Consider the following 21,268-nt stretch of genomic DNA (forward strand, 5'->3'; position numbering starts at 1 on the left):
CTTTAACCAGCCCGGGGAAAACACATTGGAGGATGAAATATGATAAAGGTTTTGATTTTAATTACAGGAGGAGCTATCGGATCGGCACTACGCTATTGGGTTTCCATGTGGGTGCAACGGTCGATGCTTTACTCCTTTCCTTTTGGGATACTTTCCGTGAATGTTATCGGCTCTTTTCTGATCGGCTTCTGCTGGAGCCTTGCCGAAGACTATAATTTCTCTGTCAACACAAGAGCTTTCCTGTTCACCGGACTTTTTGGCGGATTTACCACTTTCTCTTCATTTGCATTGGATACGATGTCCCTCATGAAAACGGGCGATTATAAATTAGCATTTATAAATATACTGGCCAGCAATATCTTAGGACTTATTGCTGTATTTTTGGGTTTGTTACTCGGAAAAAATGTCTTATCTTTATTGAAATAACGATATGAGAAAGGAAGAACGATATAAAGGTGTATTGAACTGGTTCGAAGAAAACGTACCGGTTGCGGAAACGGAGCTTCATTATGACGATCCGTATCAACTGCTTATTGCCGTCATCCTGTCGGCTCAGTGTACAGACAAGCGTGTGAATATGATCACTCCTGCCCTGTTCAGGGATTTCCCTACAGCGGAAGTACTGGCGGCATCGACACCGGAAGTGGTATTCGAATATATCCGCAGCGTTTCTTACCCGAACAATAAATCAAAACACCTGGTCGGAATGGCAAAGATGCTGGTCTCCGATTTCGGCGGCGTGGTGCCGTCCGACATCGACGAACTGCAGAAACTGCCCGGTGTAGGACGTAAAACAGCGAATGTCATCGCTTCCGTTGTCTACAACAAACCGACAATGGCAGTAGATACGCATGTATTCCGTGTAGCCAACCGCATCGGTCTGACCAACAACAGCAAGACACCGCTCGAAACGGAAAAGGAATTGGTGAAGAATATTCCGGAAAAACAGATACCGATCGCCCACCATTGGCTGATCCTGCACGGACGATACGTCTGCGTGGCACGAAAGCCCAAATGTGAATCCTGCGGCCTGACGCCCTGGTGCAAACATTTCCTGAAGGTAAAACTATAACACATGAGAATATACAGGCGGGAAATAGTGATCATCCTCTTAACTGCTCTCGCTACCCTGTCAGCAGTCTACTACTTTTTCGGCGACATGAAAAAGAGTAAGGAGCTGGCACAAACCGACCTGTACACATTGACTGCCCCGGCTTCGGAAGCTATACTCGCTGTCAATCGCCCTGCCGTCTTCGCCAAAGTCATACTGACGAAAGAGTTTGTTTACGAGGCGTTCGCCTCCGAAATACCGGATATATACCTGAACATTATCCGGAAGAATCCGGAGATAGCTTCGCTGCATTTCTCGTTTCATCCGCAAGGGGTTGTCATGTACGCTAAAGCGGACAACAGCATCGTCCGGCAAATCGAGGAGAATGTACAGAAACACTTCTTCAAATCGTTCGCTCCCCAGCAACAGTCCAAAGGGGGAATTACATTCACCTATTGCCCGGATGCGGGGAACAGATTCTTCGGATATTACCAGTACAACGGCATTTGGGTGGCAAGTTACAGCAAGAAGTTGCTGGAAGAAGTGGCATCCATACAAAGGAAACAGCAGAACAGCCTGTCGAAAGAACAGATGCAGCTCCGCAAAACACTCGACAGCAACGCTCCGCTCAACCTGATGATCCAGTCGAAATTGTTGGATTTATACGTAAAAAGCAACGATTCGACCTTGTGGAGGGTCAGTGACAGATGGCTGGCAGCCGACTTGTTCGAAAGCGAAGGAAATATCTGTTATTTCAGCAACCTGCCTTATCTCGAACCTGCTGACACACTTTTCCGTACGATAGCCGATACTTTATCCCTCAGGCTGGAACAACATTTCCCCCAGCTACATATCTCCAACCAAATCTACGAAGAAGACGGAAAGTTCTTTTACACGGGATGCACCAACCCGTCATACGCCAGATGAACATGCTCAGGCAGCATCTTTTCCACCTCGGCATGCAATCCGATCCGGTGACTCATATGGATAAGGAAAGCTTCTTTCGGACGCAAGCATTCGATCAGGGCAAGCGCCTCATCCAGGCTCTCATGTGCCGGATGCTCCCCTTTCCGGAGAGCGGTCAGGATAAGTACGTCCAATCCCTGTAACTTGGCAAACTCTTCCTCCGGAAGCGACTTCAGATCAGTCAGATAAGCCATATTCCCAATCCGATACCCCAGGATAGGCAAGCGCCCGTGCATCACGCGGACCGGCACGATCGGCAAACCGGCGGCAACGAAAGGTGTATCGTCTATATCATGAAGCTCCAGCTTCGGAACACCGGGATATTTATGTTCGCGAAAGACATAAGGAATGCGGGTACGGATCGCTTCAGCCACATTCTCCTCCGCGTAGATATCCACACTCTTGTCGCGGGTAAAGGGACGCAGGTCGTCCAGCCCTCCGACATGGTCATAATGCTCGTGCGAGATCAGAACTGCATCCAGCTGATACGTTTTGCTTTGTATCATCTGCCAGCGGAAATCCGGTCCGCAGTCCAACAAAATACGTTTGCCCTCTGTTTCTACTAATACCGATGTGCGCAGACGCCAGTCGCGAGGGTCTTTACTTGTACATACTTCACACTGACAGCCTATTTCGGGAACTCCGGTCGAAGTCCCCGTTCCCAAAAATGTAATTTTCATTATCCTACATATTTAACCTCAGGCATTATCTCGATGCCAAAACGATCTTTTACAGCGGTACGGATACTTTCAGCCACCAAAGCGATCTCGTGCCCCTTCGCCTCTCCCAGATTGACGAGGACCAACGCCTGCTTTTCGTATACTCCGACCTGCCCATGCGACTTTCCTTTGAAACCGCATTGCTCGATCAACCAGCCGGCGGGCACTTTCACTTTTCCCTCGCCTGCCGGATAAGAAGGTATTGCCGGATACTGCTCCTTCAGCTTGTCGAACTGAGCCGACGGAATAACCGGATTCATAAAGAAACTGCCGGCATTTCCCAGCTTTTCCGGATCGGGCAGCTTCTCCTCACGGATCGTGATCACTGCCTGGCGAACAGCATCCAAAGTAACCTCCGGATAAGCAGACAACGCCTCCTTCAGGTTTCCGTAATTTATGGAGAAAACAGGTTTCTTATCCAACCGCAATAATATATATGTAACAATGTACGGATCGTTATGTTCGTTTTTGAAATAGCTGGAGCGGTAACCGTACTGGCATTCTTCGTTCGTGAAAATCCGTTTCTCGAAAGTCAGCTGGTTGTATGTTTCGACACTTTCTATCACATCTTTTATCTCCGCTCCGTAGGCTCCGATATTCTGGATAGCGGCAGCACCTGCCTCACCGGGGATCAGAGACAGGTTCTCGATCCCTCCCCAGCCGTTGGCAACGGCATGCGCAACAACGTCGTCCCACTTCTCAGCGGCCCCGACACGCAGCCAGATATGCTCGTCGGTTTCCTTCTCCACGCTGATACCTTTGATGGCAGAGTGTAGAATGATACCGTTAAAGTCATTTATAAATAACAGATTGCTTCCGCATCCGATATGTAATGACAAACATTCCTGAAAATACTCGTCCCGTAAGATCCGTCCTAATTCTTCTTCGTTCGTATATTCCATGAACCACCGTGTTTTCACCGGCAGATGAAATGTATTATGCTTCTCCAGGGAGTAATTTTCTTCTATCCTCATAATATCTGTTTATTTATTGCAGGACAAAAGTAGCCAGAAAATTGAAAATGGAGAATTGAAAATTGAAAATTATTCCATCAAACTCTTAATCGGTCATTTTCAATTTTCCATTTTCAATTATCAATTATCACAGGGTATCGACGATTTCACGCTGTTTCGTAAAAAAGATCATTCGCTGTATCTCTCCGCTCTGCGAGATCAAGGTGGAATAACGCTTCAACGACTGGATCCATTCTTTCTGGGCACGGCATACTTCCGGATGCTGCGAATCCATATAGTTGATTGCATACAGGCGGAACATGCACAACTGGAAACTTCCTTTCTCCAGGAACGTGTAAGTCGCTTCGAAATTGATATTCGACAGATACATATATGCTTTGTTGCCGTTCGGATATTCTCCCCGCGCCGCGATCTGTTCCATTTCGTCCAGCAAACGGTGAAGTTCCTGCTTCATCACGTCGATATCGTCGTCGGTCAGCATATTCAATCCGGCAAAGTATTTGATCTCCCTGACCAGCGACTGGAAAATGTTGCTATCTAATATTGTATAGGACGACGGTACCTGACGGACTTCCTGCATCAACCGGCGCTGCGACTCCAGCACCTTCTCAGGCACCACTATATCTGACATGCTCGCCGTTATCTTCATCCCGTTGTTCTGATGCATCCAGCGACAGAGACGAAATTTGGTCAAACGCTCAAAAGGCGAATATAAAGTAAACGGCACAATGTTACACGCCGTGCTGAGGACTGATTTCGGATCGTCCTTGAGGAAAGCAAATTGTTTTTGGTACCGTTTGAGAATATCATGGTAATTATCCATCTGGCTCATGGTATTGGAAACGTTCAGATTAAAAACGGCTCCTTCCGAGCGGTTGGTTCCCACAATCTGATCCAGCGAGATACCCAGGCTCTGAGACAACAATGATACTTCAAAAAAAGTAAACGGAACCTCTCCGCGCAACCGGCGATAGACAGCCTCTTTTCCTATGGATATGACATCCATAATATAATTGGCCAGATTCGTCTCCTCCGGGAGATGTTCTCTCATGGCTTTTATAAGCCCGTTATTCAATGCATCTTTCATAATTATTAGCGTGTTATTTTACTGTTTCTACTCATACATTTTCATAGCGTTTGTTTCGATTACCGCAACCGGGTGTGAATTAACGTTTTTTGTTTCTCAAATCGTAACAAAAGCCCGGAGCTATTGTTTAATAAGAAATGAAAGCCAATTTGCTTAGTTGGAAAAAGACACCATATAAAAAAAGCAATGGCTTACATTTGCAATGTATATAATCATTAAAAAGAAACACTCATGAACAAAGCAGAACTTATCGAAGCCTTAGCAGATAAGGCAGGGTTACAAAAACAGAAAGCAAAAAAAGTATTAGATGCTTACATCGAGATCGTAACCGAAAAAATGTCACAGAAAGAGGAAATCACTCTTATTGGTTTTGGTACTTTAATACCTAGACCTCAAACAAGTCGCCTGGCTCGTAATCCAAAAACTGGTACTCCGGTACAAATTCCAGCCAGAACAACGGTAAAGTTCAAACCCGGTAAATTCTTGCTGGAAGCTATGAACGGTACTGGAGAGAAAAAATAATATGATTTTTCTATAACTTCCTTCTTGCCTCTGCAGGAAGGAAGTTTTTTATACCTCCTTTTCTTTTATCTGATCATATCTGCAAAAGTACACACAGATTCTTAGTAAAATGAGGTATTTTTTACGAATAACAGAGCACCCCGGTTCTAATTAAACAACCCACAGCATGTCCCCAACTCAATTATCGCAATTTCGGAATCCGAACAACCCTCCCTGTTTCGGAATATGAAACTTTTGTCCCTAATTTAGAATTTTACAGAGAAACATTTGTGTGGTGCTCTAATTATATATAATTTCGGCTCCGAAAAAAATTAGTCTGCATAACACAATTGAATACAAATGAAAATAGTTAATCTTGGGGAATCAAACTCCGTCCTGAACAGGTTCGTATCCGAACTCAGAGATGTAAATATCCAAAAAGACAGCCTCCGTTTCCGCAGAAACATCGAACGTATCGGTGAAATCATGGCTTACGAGATCAGCAAAGATTTTGCTTACAGCCGGAAAGAAATTCAGACGCCACTGGGCATCGCGCCGATGAACACACCCGACGACCGGATCGTGATCAGCACTATCTTACGTGCAGGACTGCCTTATCATCAGGGCTTTTTGAGTTATCTCGATTATGCAGAAAACGCCTTTGTCTCTGCTTACCGCAAATACAAAGACCGCTTGAATTTCGATATCCACATCGAATATATAGCCTCTCCAAGACTGACCGAAAAAACTTTGATCATTACCGATCCGATGCTTGCAACCGGAAGTTCGATGGAACTCGCCTACGAAGCGTTACTGACCAAAGGTCATCCGTCTCACATCCACGTAGCCTCCATCATCGCCAGCAAACAGGCTATCGAATACCTGCAACGAAAAATGCCGGACGACAAGACAACAATCTGGATCGCCGCACTCGACGATGAACTGGATGATCATTCATACATCATCCCCGGATTGGGTGATGCCGGTGATTTGGCTTACGGGGAAAAGGAATAATTGAGATATAAAAAAGCTATGGTTCTTTAACCCATAGCTTTTTTCTTATATATGCAGAACTAACAAAAGGTTTTTCATTCTATCAGACTTTCACTATCATCTGAATACCGTGTCATATTCCTTTTCACGCACTCTCTGTTTGTATTAGCATAGCAATATACGCAAAAATGGCGGCAAGTATTATACATTCCGATGTCTTTACTCACCATACAACCGCAAATCTTTCGTTGTCCTTTATCTTTCAAATTCTTTTGTTTGTCAGGAATAGCTGGTAAAAGACCAAACAGATCAGGTTCTGGAAATTTACCTGTCCGAAGATAATAAACCAATTCGTAATCATCCCCAAAGACACGCTCCATCAGTTCACCGTCAATGCAACGATTGTGTTCAATACCATAAACAACAAGATCAATATCCTCAGCACAAGTAGCAAGCGTAACATGCCAACCTTCAGAAGCCCAGACTTCTCTCAACTTTACCAAACCCTCTACAACCTCTTGACGTTGCATCGCATTCATCTCTGCTGTTTCCACACCCTCTTTCGTAAAACAATTCGTTTCCTTTACCAGGTTGTTCTGCACCTTATGGTATGCCTTTACATCCACAAAACTGAATACGAGTTTGTCAGTATATCCTTTCAAACGATTTCCAATTTTCCATATCCGGCTAAGTAACATGCGTGGTGTAATAGTCGGCGTGATAATCAACGGATCGAATCGCCATATCATTCGCTCGTGACCGATTTGATCAGACAATTGCCGAAAAGTGTCTATTCGTTGTTCCACACTTGGTACATTCGGTTCAAGACCTTCATTCACATAATCATTCAATGTCACTTGAAAATAATAATGAATGCCACGTTTATCCAGTTCTTTCAGATAAGGCAATATCGGTTTCGGATTCTTTGTCCAAAACACAATGACTTTACACCGCCCAAACGATACATACATTTTCTGTCGGTTAAACGGATTATACCACACACAATATCCTTTATCCAAACGATTAAAGAACCACCTGGCATAAAAAGCAGGAATGTCTGTCGACCGACTGGCAGAAATTATGATCGGAGCTGTTGCTTCAACTCTGATACCAGAATCAGTAGTGATAAGTAGTTTATCAGTTACCATAACAATCACGAAGATATCGAATTATTCGTTGATTTTATAATAAATGATAGTATGATAGTTGTTTTCAAAAGATTATCGGGGTAAGATAAACCAAAAACGCGAACCTTTGCCGATTTCTGAGCTTACTCCGATCTTTCCTTTTTGTTGTTCTACGATACTCTTACAGATGGAAAGTCCCAAGCCCGTTCCCTGTTTGAAGTCATTTCCTTTATAGAAACGGTCGAAAACATGCAACTGGACCTCTTCACTCATTCCCTCACCCGTATCCGTTACCGAAAACTCGATTTCATCCGGACGAAGTTCATAAGCCAGCGTGATGGAACCTTCTGCGGTATGCTTGATCGCATTATTGACAAAATTAGAAAAGAGCTGGCTCAGCCGTACATGATCGAACCGGAAGACACAAGGCTCCAGCCCCGGCCGACAACGAAGTTCCACATCACCGTGAATTTTAATTTTCATGGATTTCACCAAATCATCCAGGAATCCTTTCAACTCGATATCCATAGGCTTGAACTCAATCGTGTTCGCTTCTATCTTCGCCAGGTCCAGCACATCGGAAATCAACTGTAATAGAAGCTCATTGTTCTTTTGGATTATTTCGACGAACTGCAATTGCTCTTCCCTGTCTTCCGCATCGACCAACAAGGTCGAGAAACCGACAATCGCGTTTAACGGAGTCCGTATCTCATGGCTCATATTCGCCAGGAAAGCTGATTTCAACCGGTCCAGTTCTTCCGCCTTTTCCCGCTGCTGTTCCGTTTCCTTCAGTTCTGTGATATCATAATTCACGCAGATCATCTCGATCTTGTCCTGTTCTCTCTCCTGCGAAGTGCACATCACATTCACACGTATCCATTTCCAGCCATCTTCATGTTTGATACGCAATTCCTTGCGGATACTGGTCGCTTCTCCCCGCTCCACCTTATCGAAAAACTCCAGCATCACAGCCCGGTCTTCCGGATGTACACTTTTATAAGTACCTATAATCTCAGTCAGAGATGTCCCATCCTTTTCACCCAGATTCTGATACCATTGGCTGATTGCAAACCCTTCACGAGTCAGCAGGTCGAATTTGGCATATCCGACTTTCGCATAGCGGCTAACCAGGGTAAAGAAATATTCAAACTCTTCAATACGGTTGTAAGCAATCGTCTTATCAGTATTATCCAGATTAATAAAAAGATAGTTTATCAGCTCCCCTTTATTGTCATAAAGCATGCTGACCTTCGTTATCAGGTCGATCGAACTGCTCTTTCGCGTGGGATAATAGTTATTGGATGAAATATCGTTAAAGGAATAATTCAACCGAAATGAAACAGGTTTCTTCTGTTTCATTTTCTCCAGTACATCCTTCGGAAGGATCGGATTTTCAAAAACATTGATTCCCATGGCATCTCTCTTAGATGCCAAACCGAATATCTCTACATCCTTATTATTTATATCTACCAGGAAACCATCCTTGTCATACAGTTCGATTCCGACCGGTATGTTCGTATAAATATTACGCAACAACTTTTCACCACGGTCGAGCGCTTCATTGATACGTGCCATCTTTGTAATGATACTGATGATATTGGCTATGGAAGAAAGCCACTGATAATCTTCCAGATTCCACATGCGATACTTATCGACGATATCGATACCGATATAACCCCATGCTTTTTTCTTAATGATCAAAGGAATAAGTATAAAAGAAAGAACACCTCTCCGCTTCAGATACTTTTTCTCTTCGGCGGCTTCGACCGGCAGTTCATCCAGATTATTGATCATCACCGGATAAAGATTCCGTATCCGGCGGGTCGACCACGGTAAAGTAGATACCGGAATATTCTGCAACGATGAACGGACAGTGGAAACGCCGTCACTGCACACCTCATACGTACAACTGATCGTTTGTTTGTCATCACTATACTCCATTATACAGGCACGTCCTCTCGTATCGATAGAAAACAGGATCTCCGTCAGTACCAACTGGATAGAGGTCAACAAGTCGTTTGTCTGGATGAAAGAATGCAGAGCACGAGATATCGTATTCAGATGGCGAAGCAGGCTGTCCACCTGATTATCCACAGCCGGTTTATTCCCATCCACTTCACAAAAAGGTACTAACTGCAGGATGCCCAACACATAAATATTCCCATCAGCATCGACCTCTCGTTTACAAATTTTTGTCCGGACAAACTTTGTGCCGTAACAGGTCTCGATCGGAAATGTCTGCTCATAAATGCCCACTTCCCTGAAATAAGCAAACTCATTGGCTATCCTCGCCCTGTAATCCTCACGGATCAGACCTAGAAAATCTTCTGCCGGAATTGTCTTACCATCCAAATCCAACAGACTCACCAAATAATCGGAACAGATGTAACATTTCTTTTCAAAGTCAATCTCCCACCAACCAACCTGTGCCGCATCCAACAATAACTTATATTGAGCTGTATCCATTTTACCTTATTCATACTAGTATGAATACAAAATACGGTATTAAAAAGCATTTTCCCAAATTAAAATTCATTTATATTCAAAGCTTTTCAAAGATTTCGCATGAAAACAAAAAAACGGAGACCGGTAAAACCGACCTCCGCCTTCCTTGCCAGATAAAAATCTGTTATTTCAATTCCTTGATACGGATATTGCGGAACTTCACAGGTGAGCCGTGGCCCAGGAATCCGATATGTCCCTTCTTATTGAACAAGCCCGGATGTTCCTTACCGTCAGGTGTGCCGTTCTTAACTGCGTCGCGGATATTTCCTTCCAGGATCACTACGCCGTTTACAGTTACACGGATATTATCACCGTTGGCAACGATCTCTTCTTCATTCCATTCACCCACCGGCTTAAAGGCCTTGTGGTGATCGGCATTCGTAGGGATAATGCCATAAACGGAACCGTGGTGCTGATATTTGGTAATATCCTTATAAATAGGATGTTCGCAATCCAAAATCTGAATTTCCATACCTACATAAGCAGCATCGCCTTCCATCGGAGTACGGATACCCACACCGTTGTTTGCACCCGGAGTCAGCTGGAACTCAAAGCGATAAACAAAGTTTCCAAATTCATCTTTCGTATACAGGTTTCCACCGTAACTTTTACTCGGGATCATAGAGATGCAGCCGTCTTCAATCGTATAATCGACCGTGTTGCCTGTCCATTGGTGCATATTCGTACCGTCGAACAACACCTTGAAACCTTCTTTCTGTTCTTCTGCAGACAGTTTGAACGGTTCTTTGCGTTCCAACTCTTTCACATAGATATCACGGTAATATACCTTGCTGCCATGCGCCTGCAATTCGATCTGTTCGATCGGGAAGATCGGTTGCTTGCGATCCCAATAGTTTTCAAGGATCACGTCGTCCACCACTTTTTCTCCGTTCAGGATAACCGTTACGCGATCGCCCACCATCTTGATGTAGAAGCTGTTCCATTCGCCCAGCTTGTTATCTGCCACCTTAGACGGCTTGCTCGGATTCACCTGGTTATTATACAGACCGCCGGAACCAACCTGGGCACCCACATTCACACGCGAAGTATCCCAAATCTGTACCTGAGGCGTTCCGCGCAGATAAATACCAGCATCAGCTTCAGGACCTGCCGGATCGAGCATCCAGTCTACATACATTTCAAAGTCACCGTATTGCTTTTCCGTACACAGGTTGTCCCCTTTTCCATTAAAGACAAGAACTCCGTTTTCAACGCTCCAGCCGCTACGCATAACCTCGTCAGCCTTTGCCTGTTCTTTCGCCAACTCGGCCGGTTTCATCTTCGCGCGGGCAATCGGATTCTTTACCAAGCCTTTCCAGCCTGTCAGGTCTTTGCCGTTGAAGATAGAAACGAAGCCCACTTCATCCGGCATTTCAGCCAGATGCTTTTTCAATGCATCGATATCGTAACGGGCATCTTCTCCATCGAGCATAGGCAATATGCGGTTCAGGATCGCTTTCACATTTTCGCCTCTGTATTCCGGATGATTGCGCGCAATATTCCAAATGGCATACACGGCAGCCGAGCGAACTTTCGCATCTTTCGCATCCAAAAACTCAGCAGCATACATCATAGACAAGAACGTATCCGCCCGCTGGATCTGACGCAGAATCAGTACTTTCTGTTCAGCCGTCTTGGCAATATCCATCATCTTACGCAAACTCAGCAAACGATTTTCTGCCGTAAAAGAAGGATTGGAAACCAACTGCACATAACGCTTCAACGCCCGGTCGAACTGTTGTTCGGAAGAAGCAGACTGGCAAACTGCAAATAATTCATCCACAGCCTCCATACCTTTCCATGCCAGCAAAGCATCGAATGCCGCCTCTTTGGTTGCCCCCGAGCCTTCATGCAATCCTTTCACGATCGTAGCCAGTGCATCCTTCTCGCCGGTCGTAGCCAGTACGATATAATACAAATGCTTCTTGCTGTCGCCTGCCTGCAACATACGGCGGCTGATCGTTTCCATCTGTTTCGCGGGAGACATGGAAGAGATGGCAGAGATCACAGCCTGCTGGAGCGGAGCTACCGCAGACGCATCGGCAGTCTCCAGCATTCCGCAGAGATTCACCAGGTCGCCTTCCGAAACGACATCCTTCAAAGCCGTATAAGCCGCTTTCTTCACTTCCGGTGAGCCGGACTTGATCAGTTCGAGCACCGTCGTCAGGTTAGCCGTCGCCTTACGCATAGCCAGCAACTCAGCACCGGCAATCTTTCCTGCATCCGTAGCAGACGGAATCACGCGTGCCACAGCCTGGTCGATATCGCCGCCGAAAGCAGCCAGCGCATCCTGTCCCAGCAGGATTATATCTTTATTATCGCTTGTCAGCAAATCGGCCAGCGCCGGGATTGCCTGCTTGTCACCGATCTTCACCAGCGTCCAGGCAGTAGCCTGCTTCACATCGAAATTCGCATCTTTCAGCTGAGCCAGCAGCACCTGCATAGCCGTCAGGTCGAAACGGAGTTCGAGATTCTTAACCACATCGTGTTTAGACGGACATTTGGCTTCGCGGCCGATCCAGTTGGTGATATCCACCTTCACCTCCGGTTTTGCCTTCTGCATCGCCTTCATCACTTCGATATAGACTTCCTTATTAGCAAAATCAGATGCATAATTCAAAGCTGCATTACGATATTCCTTGTTACCGTCTTTCAAAGCAGAAAGCAGTAATTTGGTACTTTTTTCCTTATTCAGCGATAACAATATCTGCAGGGCAGCGTCGCGAGTCTGCGTCTGTCCGGCTTTGGTCGCTTTCTTCAACAGGTCGTTGGCAGCCTTTTCCACTTCCTTCACATCACCCTGTGCAGCCACCCGCTTCAACAACGCGATGTATGCTTCGTTCGCATTCGTCTTCGTCATTGTATATCCGGAAGCCGCCGCTGCATCAGCCAGTTCCTTTATGGAAGCCTTGCTACCCACACGACTTAATGCGTGAAGGACAGCCTTCTGCATATTTTCATCACCCGAACCCAGCAAAGCCTTCAGAAGGTCTTCCGCACCTTCCACCTGTGCTTCACCGATCGCCACGATGATATCTTTTTGTGTCTTCGGAGTGCCCATACGACGCATCAAAGCCGCTTTCAGCGCTTTGCCTGCATTCTCGCTGCCATTCGCAGCCAGCGCACGTGCAGCCGGTCCGCTCAGGCTCTCATCGCTCAGATAAGCCGACAGCGCATCGATACATTCGTCCTGTCCGATGATCTGAAGCTGGCGGATGATGAACGCCTTTGTTTCCCGTTCAGTCACCAGGTCGAGCGCTTTCAGATAGGCATTCGCTGTTGCCAGGCGGGCACTTTCTTCGCCTTTCGCCATCACATAATGCGTCAGGCCGCTCAAGGCGTAATCCACCTGCGCATTGCTTCCCTTTCCGGGAGCGTTTATCATGTTGACCAACATCAGGACACCCTCTTCGCCGGTCCCTTTCAGGTCATTGATCAGTTTATTATATTCAGCCTGTTTCTCAGCAGGCATCTGGGCCAGTACATCTGCCGCAGTTGTTTTAGCTGTACGGTTTGTCGGAGACTGAGCCATCAGTACGCTGCCGAATAATAGCAAGCTGGCAATCGATATATATGCTTTTCTCATTTTATTCTCTTTTATGTAATTCCCTTAATTTTCAATTGTCAATTCTCAATTTTCAATTAACTAAATGTTCCAGGGCGCACGCATCGGCTGATCCAGCAGACGGTTGGCGGCCTCATCGTTCACAAACTCCAGTTTCACAGGATCGAATTCCAGCGTACGGTTCAGACGCAGTGCCACCGCACCCATGTTCACGATCGTAGACGAGCGGAATCCGTTTCGTTCATTCAAGGCAAAAGGCTGGCGTGTCTTTACACATTCGATAAAGTCGGTCACCTGTGGTTCAGGTTCCGGGAAATCTGCCAGTTTCTTTTCCCAATCAGGGATATCACATACAAAATTCTTATATACATTACCGTTCGGACCGGAGATATACGGCGTGTTCGGATCACCGAAGTCGCCACCCCAAAGGACGATCTGACAACCGTCGTCGTAAGTATAGGTAATAGAGCGCCATGTCCCTACGGCATCCGGATGCTGTTGCGGAGCATCCACTTCTACTTTCACAGGGCTGGTGTTATCTTTTCCGAGGAAATACTGTACAGGGTCGATATAATGCTGTCCCATATCACCCAATCCGCCGCCGTCATAGTCCCAGTATCCGCGGAAAGTCTGGTGAACGCGGTGCGCGTTATAAGGTTTATAAGGAGCCGGGCCTAACCACATGTCATAATCCAGTTCGGAAGGAACCGTCTGCGGTTCGAGATATTCTTTGCCCACCCAGTAGAATTTCCAGTCGAAACCGGTATGCTTGCTGATCGTCACCTTCAACGGCCAGCCCAGCAGACCGCTCTGAACCAATTTCTTCAACGGCTTCACCGGCGTGCCCAGTCCGTAGAACGGATCGGCGAAACGGAACCAGGTATTCAGTCGGAACATACGTCCGTTCTGTTTCACCGCTTCCATCACCCGCTTTCCTTCACCGATGGTACGTGTCATCGGCTTTTCGCACCAGATATCTTTTCCGGCTTTAGCAGCTTCGACCGACATGATGCCATGCCAGTGCGGCGGTGTCGCGATGTGTACGATATCTACGTTCGGGTCGAGTATCAGATCACGGAAATCGTGATAAGCAGCAATTTTATCTTTCACCAGTTGTTTGCCCAGTTCAAGATGCTTCTTGTCGACGTCGCAAACGGCCACCAGGCGTGTTCCGGCATAGTCCACATGACCACGTCCCATTCCGCCTGTACCGATAATACCTTTCGTCAACTGGTCGCTCGGAGCGATAAATCCATTCCCTAGCACGTGGCGCGGCACAATCGTAAAGGCCGCAATTCCTCCAAGGGTTTTAAGGAAGTCCCTTCTGTTTGTTCTCATAGTACAAATTAATGTATAATATTGATTAGCAATTGTAATTTTTTCCGTATTAAAAAAGACGATAGAAAGCAAAATGTCCCTCTAACGTCTCACAAAGATATTATTTATCCAATAACTCTTGCAAATATTTACGAGTTTTTATGACATAATCATGCTGTGAACCGTTCAGTTCGCATTCGATAGTGACCGCTCCCTGAAAACCCTGTTTCTTCAATTCGGCGATGACTGCCGAAAAATTAACCTCTCCGGTCGGGATCGGCACTTCCGCCCCCAGTTCATAAGGGTTGTTGGGGTCCGGATATTTCCCGTCTTTGGCATGAAACTCCTTGATAAGGGGACCAAACAGCTTCACGGCATCCAGGGAGTTAGACTTTCCGTACATCAGCAGGTTAGCCAGGTCACAATTAATGAAGACATTCCCGGTTCCTATATCCTTTATCGCACGGATCAAGGTGGTCGGCGTCTCCTGCCCTGTTTCAAAATAGATCAGGACATTGCGTTCTTTCGCATAATTCGCCAGGTCCTGCATGACCTTGATAAAATCTTTATATTGTTCAGAAGAGGGATCTTCCGGGATAAATCCGAAATGGGAATGCATCGCCGGGATATCCGCCATTGCACAGAAATCAATCATTTCATGGTATACTCTGATCTTTTCAGCCCGTTCTTCGGTAGGCACCAGCCCGATCGTTGCCGGTCCTTTCCGGAAGTTCCACGTACTTTTGCTACCCGGTACACCGACCAAGGTTGTCACTTTGATATCATACTTCTTCGAAGCTTCTTTCACCTTTTCGGCAAAATCTTTCGTCAGCGTATTTTTCCGGTAATTGATCTCGCACGAACCGAATCCCTGCTCATGCAAGTCTTTGAAACTTTTATCGATATCAGTCAGGTCATACTGGATGACACCGATCGTGATTTTATCAGCGGCGTGTGCCGTTGTAAGGGCAAACAACAAAGCTGCTGCCACCAAACAATGCTTTACTTTCATAATGTAGAAATTTATTTTAGTCCGTACAAAGATAAGACGGAAAATCCTTTTCGTATTTTCCGTCTTAAATATTATTAGGATTAATTATTCCATGGTCGGATTAAACATTCCACCCCAGTTATTATTCTGTTCCAAATTTGGATTTTCATCCAAATTAACTTTCTGAATCGGGAAAAAGTAAAAAGATTCTTCAATCACAAACTCTCTTTCAGCCGATTCTGTATAAGGAACCTGATGAATTACATAACGGAAGTCGCCCGTAGTCAGTTCATTTTTGCTGATCTTTTCTCTCGCTTCATTCAAACTCATATCTGTTCCATCCGGATTAATCGCAATAGCCTCAAGACCATGCTTTGTCCAGCCATTCAGATGCATCATATTACGCGTACGACGCAAATCCCAAAAACGATGACCTTCAAAGCACAACTCAATGTTACGCTCATTCAGAATAGCCTGACGGATTTCTTCACGATTATTAACCTTCAAACCATACAATCCATCGCTACCAGCTTCGATACCAGCACGCTGACGGATCTGTTTCAGCATCTCTACTGCCACATCCGAATGTCCAGTTTCATTAGCAGCCTCAGCATAAATAAACATGACCTCAGCAAAACGCATCAGAATATAATCTATATCATACGTCATTACCTTTTCCTGTGTTAATGTCAGATCTGCCCCTTTATAAATATAAAAACCGGAGAAAATATCATTATTCACAGCATTTGTATGAGCGGCCGGATTCACACCATACTGATCATCCGGACTACTTACGCCCAGTGCATTATATTGTCTATAATCCGCAGATTTTCCAGCCACCGGATATTCACGACCATTATATAAACACACATTGTTAAAACGCGGATCTCTATTCTGCCAAAAAGATTTTAGAAAAGCCTCTTCATTCTCTACATAATATTTACCAGTCGGATCATCGTAGCGCTTACCGTCCATCATCGGAAATTCCTTTACAAATTCCCAAGTCGGGTTATAATAAGACTTATCGCGACTAACTGATGCCGGACGAGTCGTATATTCCCAAGATGATATTTTATTCGGATTTGAGTTTACTACAGGAAATACAACTTCTGGTCCCTGCTCCTCTATCCATATATTTCCATACTCAGGAGTTAGAGCAATTCCTTTAGCTATACAGAAATCGTACGCCTCTTTAGCGGCAATATAGGCTTCATCCCAATAAGCGTTTCCATAAGGATTGCTAGGATTAAACTGCGGAGAAGCTTTCAACAATAAAGTTTTTGCTTTCCATGCCTTAGCAAAACACTGATCAATACGACCGTAATCAGCAGAACTGCCAGCAATCTTTTCAGGCAGCAACGTAATAGCGTGATCCAAATCCTCAATCATGAACTGGAAACACTCCGGTGTAGAGTTACGCTTTACAAACAAATCATCCTGATCTTTATCCTGAGGAACTTTAATATAAGGAACACCGCCATGATGCAGAACCATCCAATAATAGGTATAAGCACGCATAAAATAGGCTTGGCCCAGCAGCCCAGCTGCTGTTTTGCTATCCAGTAAACCTTCCTCCAAGCGCTTGATGGCTTCATTGATATGACGGACCTTTGTATAATCCCATTTCTTATAAGCACTTCCGGTCTCAGTTATAGTACCTAAATACCAAGGCATACCTGTCACCTGCTCTGAATTATTATCCGCAGCCGAACTCCAATTAGTAAAGCATTCTGAATAAAGATTGTTTACATAAGCTGTGGCCAGATTGACATCGTGCCATACCATAGATTCGTCATAGCTGTCTAGGTTATCGATATCCAGTGTATTACAACTGGTCGTTATTCCACCTAAAACGAAAGCAGCACCTATAATTGTATATTTTATTTTATTCATTTTCATAATTCTTTCAGATTTAAAATTTAGAATGAGAAATTAAGACCAAAAGAGAATGTTTTCATCAATGGATATGAATCATAATATTCTTGTTCAGGATCCAAGAACTCTGTTACTGCTGAAAGACAGAACAGGTTGGTCGCATTAGCAAATACTTGTGCATGAGAAATACCCAGCGGACGAAGAATTGCTTTTGGCAAATCATAACCGATATTCAGATTCTTCAAACGAAGATAAGCTCCGTTACGCAGCCAGTAGCTCGTATTTCCTGTTCCCGATTCATACCAGTTTGAACCTGTGATACGCGGATAAACACCATCCGGATTATATTCTGGATCATATACTTTGTCGCTTGTCCAGATCGGGAAATAAGGACGAACAGCACCACCATGCTGGTTAAAACCACCATCTACACCACCAACAAAGCGATCATATTTACCTACACCTTGGAAATGAACATCCACGGTGATACCCTTCCACTTAATGCTTCCACCAAAGCCATAATTGATACGCGGAGTGCTATTTTCACTCAACAAATTATATGCGTCATTCGAATCAATACGTCCATCCGGACCTTCTGAATAACCGTCGCCACGTGTATCTTTATACAAAATACCACCCAAATACGGATCACGTCCATATTGCTTAAATCCCTGTGCTTTCAGCGCATCTACCTCAGCCTGGTCTGTCAACAAATGATCTGCAATCAGACCTGTCAAAATACCCTCAGGCTTTCCTACAGGAGACAACGCATAGAGAGCTCCACCCTCTTTATAAGTAGCAGCCACATCCAACACATCCCATCTATCACGTGCAAAACCTAAATTGACATACGCAGAATAATCAATGGATCCATTAGCAGCCTTATCCATCCAGGTAAGAGCCAACTCGCCACCTCTCCATGAACGTTCTGCATAATTCTCAGGAGCCAATGTCTGTCCATAAGTGCTCGGGATGGTCACCGTACGTGGTCCCAGAATATCTACCTCTTTACGATAGAAAGCATCAAAAGTACCTGATAAACGGTTATTGAAGAAACCAAAGTCAATACCACCATTATAAGTCGTAGAAGTAGCCCAAGTCAATGTCGGGTTAGGCGTAGCACCCGGTGTAATCGTACTACCCAAATTGCTGCCAAAGATATAGGCTTCACCCGTATTATACTTTTGTAAATAAGAAAAAGCAGTAATCTTATCAATCGGATCTTTACTCAAATCCAAGTCATTACCTGTTGTACCATAAGAGGCACGCAACTTCAAATTGCTCAACCAGCTGGAAGCTTTTTCCATAAACGGTTCCTGGCTGATTCTCCATGCAGCAGATACAGACGGGAAGAATCCCCAACGATGTCCATCCGGGAACAGCGTATTTCCATCATAACGGAAAGAGAATTCTGCTATATACTTCTGGTCGAACGTATAATTGAAACGACCAATCCATGACAGACGTCCTCCCGTATATTCTTCAGCATCTCCAAAACGACGTTCGGTATCTTGTGAATAATTGAACATCTGATCAAGATTACTCAACGGCTGTTCGGCTTTAGCCTGTGTCCATTCTCCTCCATTGGCAGCTTGTTCAAATACAATCATACCGCCTACGTCATGTTTTCCAAATGTATTTGCATAGTTTACAAACCAGTTAAACTGTTCTGTCCACAACTGCTTCATACGATAATCCAAATTCTCATAATTCTGAGAAAAGTTGAATGTATTATATTCATTCAGGTTCAGCGGAGCCGGTAAAAAGCGGTTTCCTTCAGGATCAGCCTGCTGAAACTTATAGTTCTTCTGGAAAGTCATAAATCTTTTACGAGAATAATCGTGACCAATATAGCTACCCATGATTTTCGTACTCAAACCTTTCGTGATAAAATCAAGATTAAAATCAAACGAAACAATGCCATTCATATTACGACGATGCGTTTTCAAATAACGATTGCCCACTACTTGATCTACCGGGTTCCATCCCTGCCATGATCCATAATCCTGATAAATAGGATAATCTGTAATAGTAGCAGAAGGAGTTCCATCCAAGTTAGAATAAAACGGGGTCGTCTTCATCGCATTGAATGTACAACGATACAAATCATATACAGCCTGGTCATCATCATCAGAGAACGGCCAATAGAAACGTCTGTCGTTAGACTGATTTGCATCCAGGTTTACATTCATTTTGATATATTTACTCAACTCGACGGTCAAGTTCGAACGCAAAGAGAACTTCTTGTTTTCCAAAGAGACATAAGAACCTTCTTCTGCCAGGAAAGATCCCATCACATAATATTGTACCTTTTCGCTACCTCCTGTTACACTCAAAGAATGTTTCGTATTCCAAGGATTCTGCCAAATATAATCGTTTACATTATAATTGATGTTGTTGTCGCGGAAATACGCATATTCAGCTTCGCCATTAGGTTCTTTCGTTCCCTGGAAACGGGCTACGGCATTCTGATAGTTCAAGTCATCAATCGCTGTCCATCGGTCGGCAAACAACTCCTGAGTCGATTTACTAAATGCGTAAGATCCTTGATAGTTGAACACCGGCTTCGAGTTCTTTGTACCACCTTTCGTGGTTACCAGCACAACCCCGTTACCGGCAGCCGATCCGTAAATAGAAGCCGAAGCGGCATCTTTCAGAAAACTCAACTGGTCAATTTCGTAGGGTTCCAAATTATCAAATGCCTCTTTATCGCGGATCACTCCATCGATAACAAACAAAGGATCGCCAAAACCACCACGCAGGCGGATTTCAGAAGAAGCTCCCATCAACCCTGAGTTACCTCTGATCGTAGCTCCTGGAGCACGTCCAGCCAGGGAGTTGGATAAGTTGGTATTCGGAATAACCGACAATTCATCAGCCTTCACATTGGAGATTGAACCGGTCATATTCACCTTCTTTTGTACACCATATCCTACCACCACCACTTCGTCCAGCTTTTGTGTATCTTCATGTAATGTGATCTGATAGGCCTTTTTATCATTTGTTATCAAAACCGATTGTTCAATATAACCGATATAAGTAACCAACAAAGTAGCTCCATCGGGGACATTATCCAACTGAAAATTCCCATCTATATCTGTTATCGTTCCTATATCTGTGCTACCTTTCACCACAATATTTGCACCAATAACGGGCAAACCTGTATTGTCGATAACAACACCTGTTACTGATTTTTTCTGTTGAGAAACTTCACCCCCAACAGCCCCAACAGGCTGAGCCGATTTTCTCGTTTCATCCTTCAGAAAAACACGATTGTTGACAATCTTATATGAAATACCTGTATTCCTGAAAACCTCTTTCAACACATTCTCGATATGTGTATTTTCCATGTTGACAGAAACTTTAGAGATCTTCCTCCCTAATAAACTTTCATCATAAGAAAACTCATATCCAGTTTGTTTACTAATACTTTGTATAACAGCACCGACCGTAGTCCGATTAAGCGTCAATGCCAAATTCACATACAAAGATTCAGCATCGTTTGTTGCCGTCATGGACGATGCAGCCAAAAACATTGCTAATGTAGCAATAGAAACTTTTTTAATCATACACGTGATTTGATAATGTTAGTATTTT

The 21,268-nt window shown here is 44.5% G+C and carries 15 protein-coding genes; 5 read left to right on the plus strand and 10 right to left on the minus strand.

The annotated features are described in order from the left end of the window. The first annotated feature begins 39 nt into the window (after positions 1-39). From crcB to P3L47_RS20285, 3 genes are read left to right on the plus strand one after another with little or no spacing between them, the layout of a single operon-like run. Complete coding sequence (gene crcB / locus P3L47_RS20275; RefSeq protein ID WP_337940706.1) at positions 40-426, plus strand: fluoride efflux transporter CrcB; 387 nt, start codon at positions 40-42, stop codon at positions 424-426. A gap of 4 nt (positions 427-430) precedes the next feature. Beyond that, positions 431-1,072 carry an endonuclease III gene (nth, locus tag P3L47_RS20280; RefSeq protein WP_122361635.1) on the plus strand — a complete coding sequence of 214 codons (642 nt, stop codon included), beginning with the start codon at positions 431-433 and terminating at the stop codon, positions 1,070-1,072. Between the two features lie 3 nt (positions 1,073-1,075). Continuing rightward, positions 1,076-1,978 carry a hypothetical protein gene (locus P3L47_RS20285; RefSeq protein WP_277781941.1) on the plus strand — a complete coding sequence of 301 codons (903 nt, stop codon included), beginning with the start codon at positions 1,076-1,078 and terminating at the stop codon, positions 1,976-1,978. Here P3L47_RS20285 and P3L47_RS20290 read toward each other — a convergent pair. The 3 genes from P3L47_RS20290 to P3L47_RS20300 all read right to left on the minus strand — a co-directional run bounded on the left by P3L47_RS20290 (position 1,942) and on the right by P3L47_RS20300 (position 4,797). Further along, positions 1,942-2,697 carry an MBL fold metallo-hydrolase gene (locus P3L47_RS20290; protein ID WP_277781942.1) on the minus strand — a complete coding sequence of 252 codons (756 nt, stop codon included), beginning with the start codon at positions 2,695-2,697 and terminating at the stop codon, positions 1,942-1,944. The genes P3L47_RS20285 and P3L47_RS20290 overlap by 37 nt on opposite strands. Continuing rightward, positions 2,697-3,710 carry a UDP-N-acetylmuramate dehydrogenase gene (murB, locus tag P3L47_RS20295; protein WP_277781943.1) on the minus strand — a complete coding sequence of 338 codons (1,014 nt, stop codon included), beginning with the start codon at positions 3,708-3,710 and terminating at the stop codon, positions 2,697-2,699. Before murB ends, P3L47_RS20290 begins: the two co-directional genes overlap by 1 nt. 127 nt (positions 3,711-3,837) lie before the next feature. Then, the gene (locus P3L47_RS20300; RefSeq protein ID WP_277781944.1) at positions 3,838-4,797 is read right to left on the minus strand and encodes a hypothetical protein; all 960 of its coding nucleotides are present in this window, start codon (positions 4,795-4,797) and stop codon (positions 3,838-3,840) included. 231 nt (positions 4,798-5,028) lie between these two features. On the opposite strand from P3L47_RS20300, the gene P3L47_RS20305 reads away from it, so the two are divergent. Both P3L47_RS20305 and upp read left to right on the plus strand, forming a co-directional pair. After that, complete coding sequence (locus tag P3L47_RS20305) at positions 5,029-5,319, plus strand: HU family DNA-binding protein (protein WP_007652950.1); 291 nt, start codon at positions 5,029-5,031, stop codon at positions 5,317-5,319. Positions 5,320-5,658: 339 nt separating this feature from the next. Beyond that, positions 5,659-6,312 carry a uracil phosphoribosyltransferase gene (gene upp / locus P3L47_RS20310; RefSeq protein WP_277781945.1) on the plus strand — a complete coding sequence of 218 codons (654 nt, stop codon included), beginning with the start codon at positions 5,659-5,661 and terminating at the stop codon, positions 6,310-6,312. A gap of 74 nt (positions 6,313-6,386) precedes the next feature. Here the strand turns inward: upp and P3L47_RS20315 are convergent, their stop codons facing one another. The 7 genes from P3L47_RS20315 to P3L47_RS20345 form a co-directional block, all read right to left on the minus strand. Beyond that, a complete protein-coding gene (locus P3L47_RS20315) occupies positions 6,387-7,439 on the minus strand; it encodes a DUF1848 domain-containing protein (RefSeq protein WP_277781946.1) in 1,053 nt (350 codons plus the stop codon). Positions 7,440-7,511: 72 nt separating this feature from the next. After that, entirely contained in the window at positions 7,512-9,884 is a 2,373-nt protein-coding gene (locus P3L47_RS20320; RefSeq protein WP_277781947.1) for a sensor histidine kinase, read from the minus strand. Between the two features lie 163 nt (positions 9,885-10,047). Beyond that, complete coding sequence (locus P3L47_RS20325; RefSeq protein ID WP_277781948.1) at positions 10,048-13,509, minus strand: 3-keto-alpha-glucoside-1,2-lyase-like domain-containing protein; 3,462 nt, start codon at positions 13,507-13,509, stop codon at positions 10,048-10,050. A gap of 60 nt (positions 13,510-13,569) precedes the next feature. After that, a complete protein-coding gene (locus P3L47_RS20330) occupies positions 13,570-14,826 on the minus strand; it encodes a Gfo/Idh/MocA family oxidoreductase (protein WP_122361627.1) in 1,257 nt (418 codons plus the stop codon). Between the two features lie 100 nt (positions 14,827-14,926). Further along, positions 14,927-15,817 carry a sugar phosphate isomerase/epimerase family protein gene (locus P3L47_RS20335; RefSeq protein ID WP_277781949.1) on the minus strand — a complete coding sequence of 297 codons (891 nt, stop codon included), beginning with the start codon at positions 15,815-15,817 and terminating at the stop codon, positions 14,927-14,929. A gap of 84 nt (positions 15,818-15,901) precedes the next feature. Next, on the minus strand, positions 15,902-17,695 hold the full coding sequence (locus tag P3L47_RS20340; protein ID WP_122361625.1) for a RagB/SusD family nutrient uptake outer membrane protein: 1,794 nt from the start codon (positions 17,693-17,695) through the stop codon (positions 15,902-15,904). A 20-nt stretch (positions 17,696-17,715) separates the two neighbouring features. Beyond that, positions 17,716-21,240: a TonB-dependent receptor gene (locus tag P3L47_RS20345; protein ID WP_277781951.1), complete on the minus strand. Its 3,525-nt coding sequence runs from the start codon at positions 21,238-21,240 to the stop codon at positions 17,716-17,718. Positions 21,241-21,268 lie beyond the last annotated feature (28 nt).

The sequence above is a fragment of the Parabacteroides chongii genome (genome assembly GCF_029581355.1).
In the GTDB taxonomy this organism is placed as follows: Bacteria; Bacteroidota; Bacteroidia; order Bacteroidales; family Tannerellaceae; genus Parabacteroides; species Parabacteroides chongii.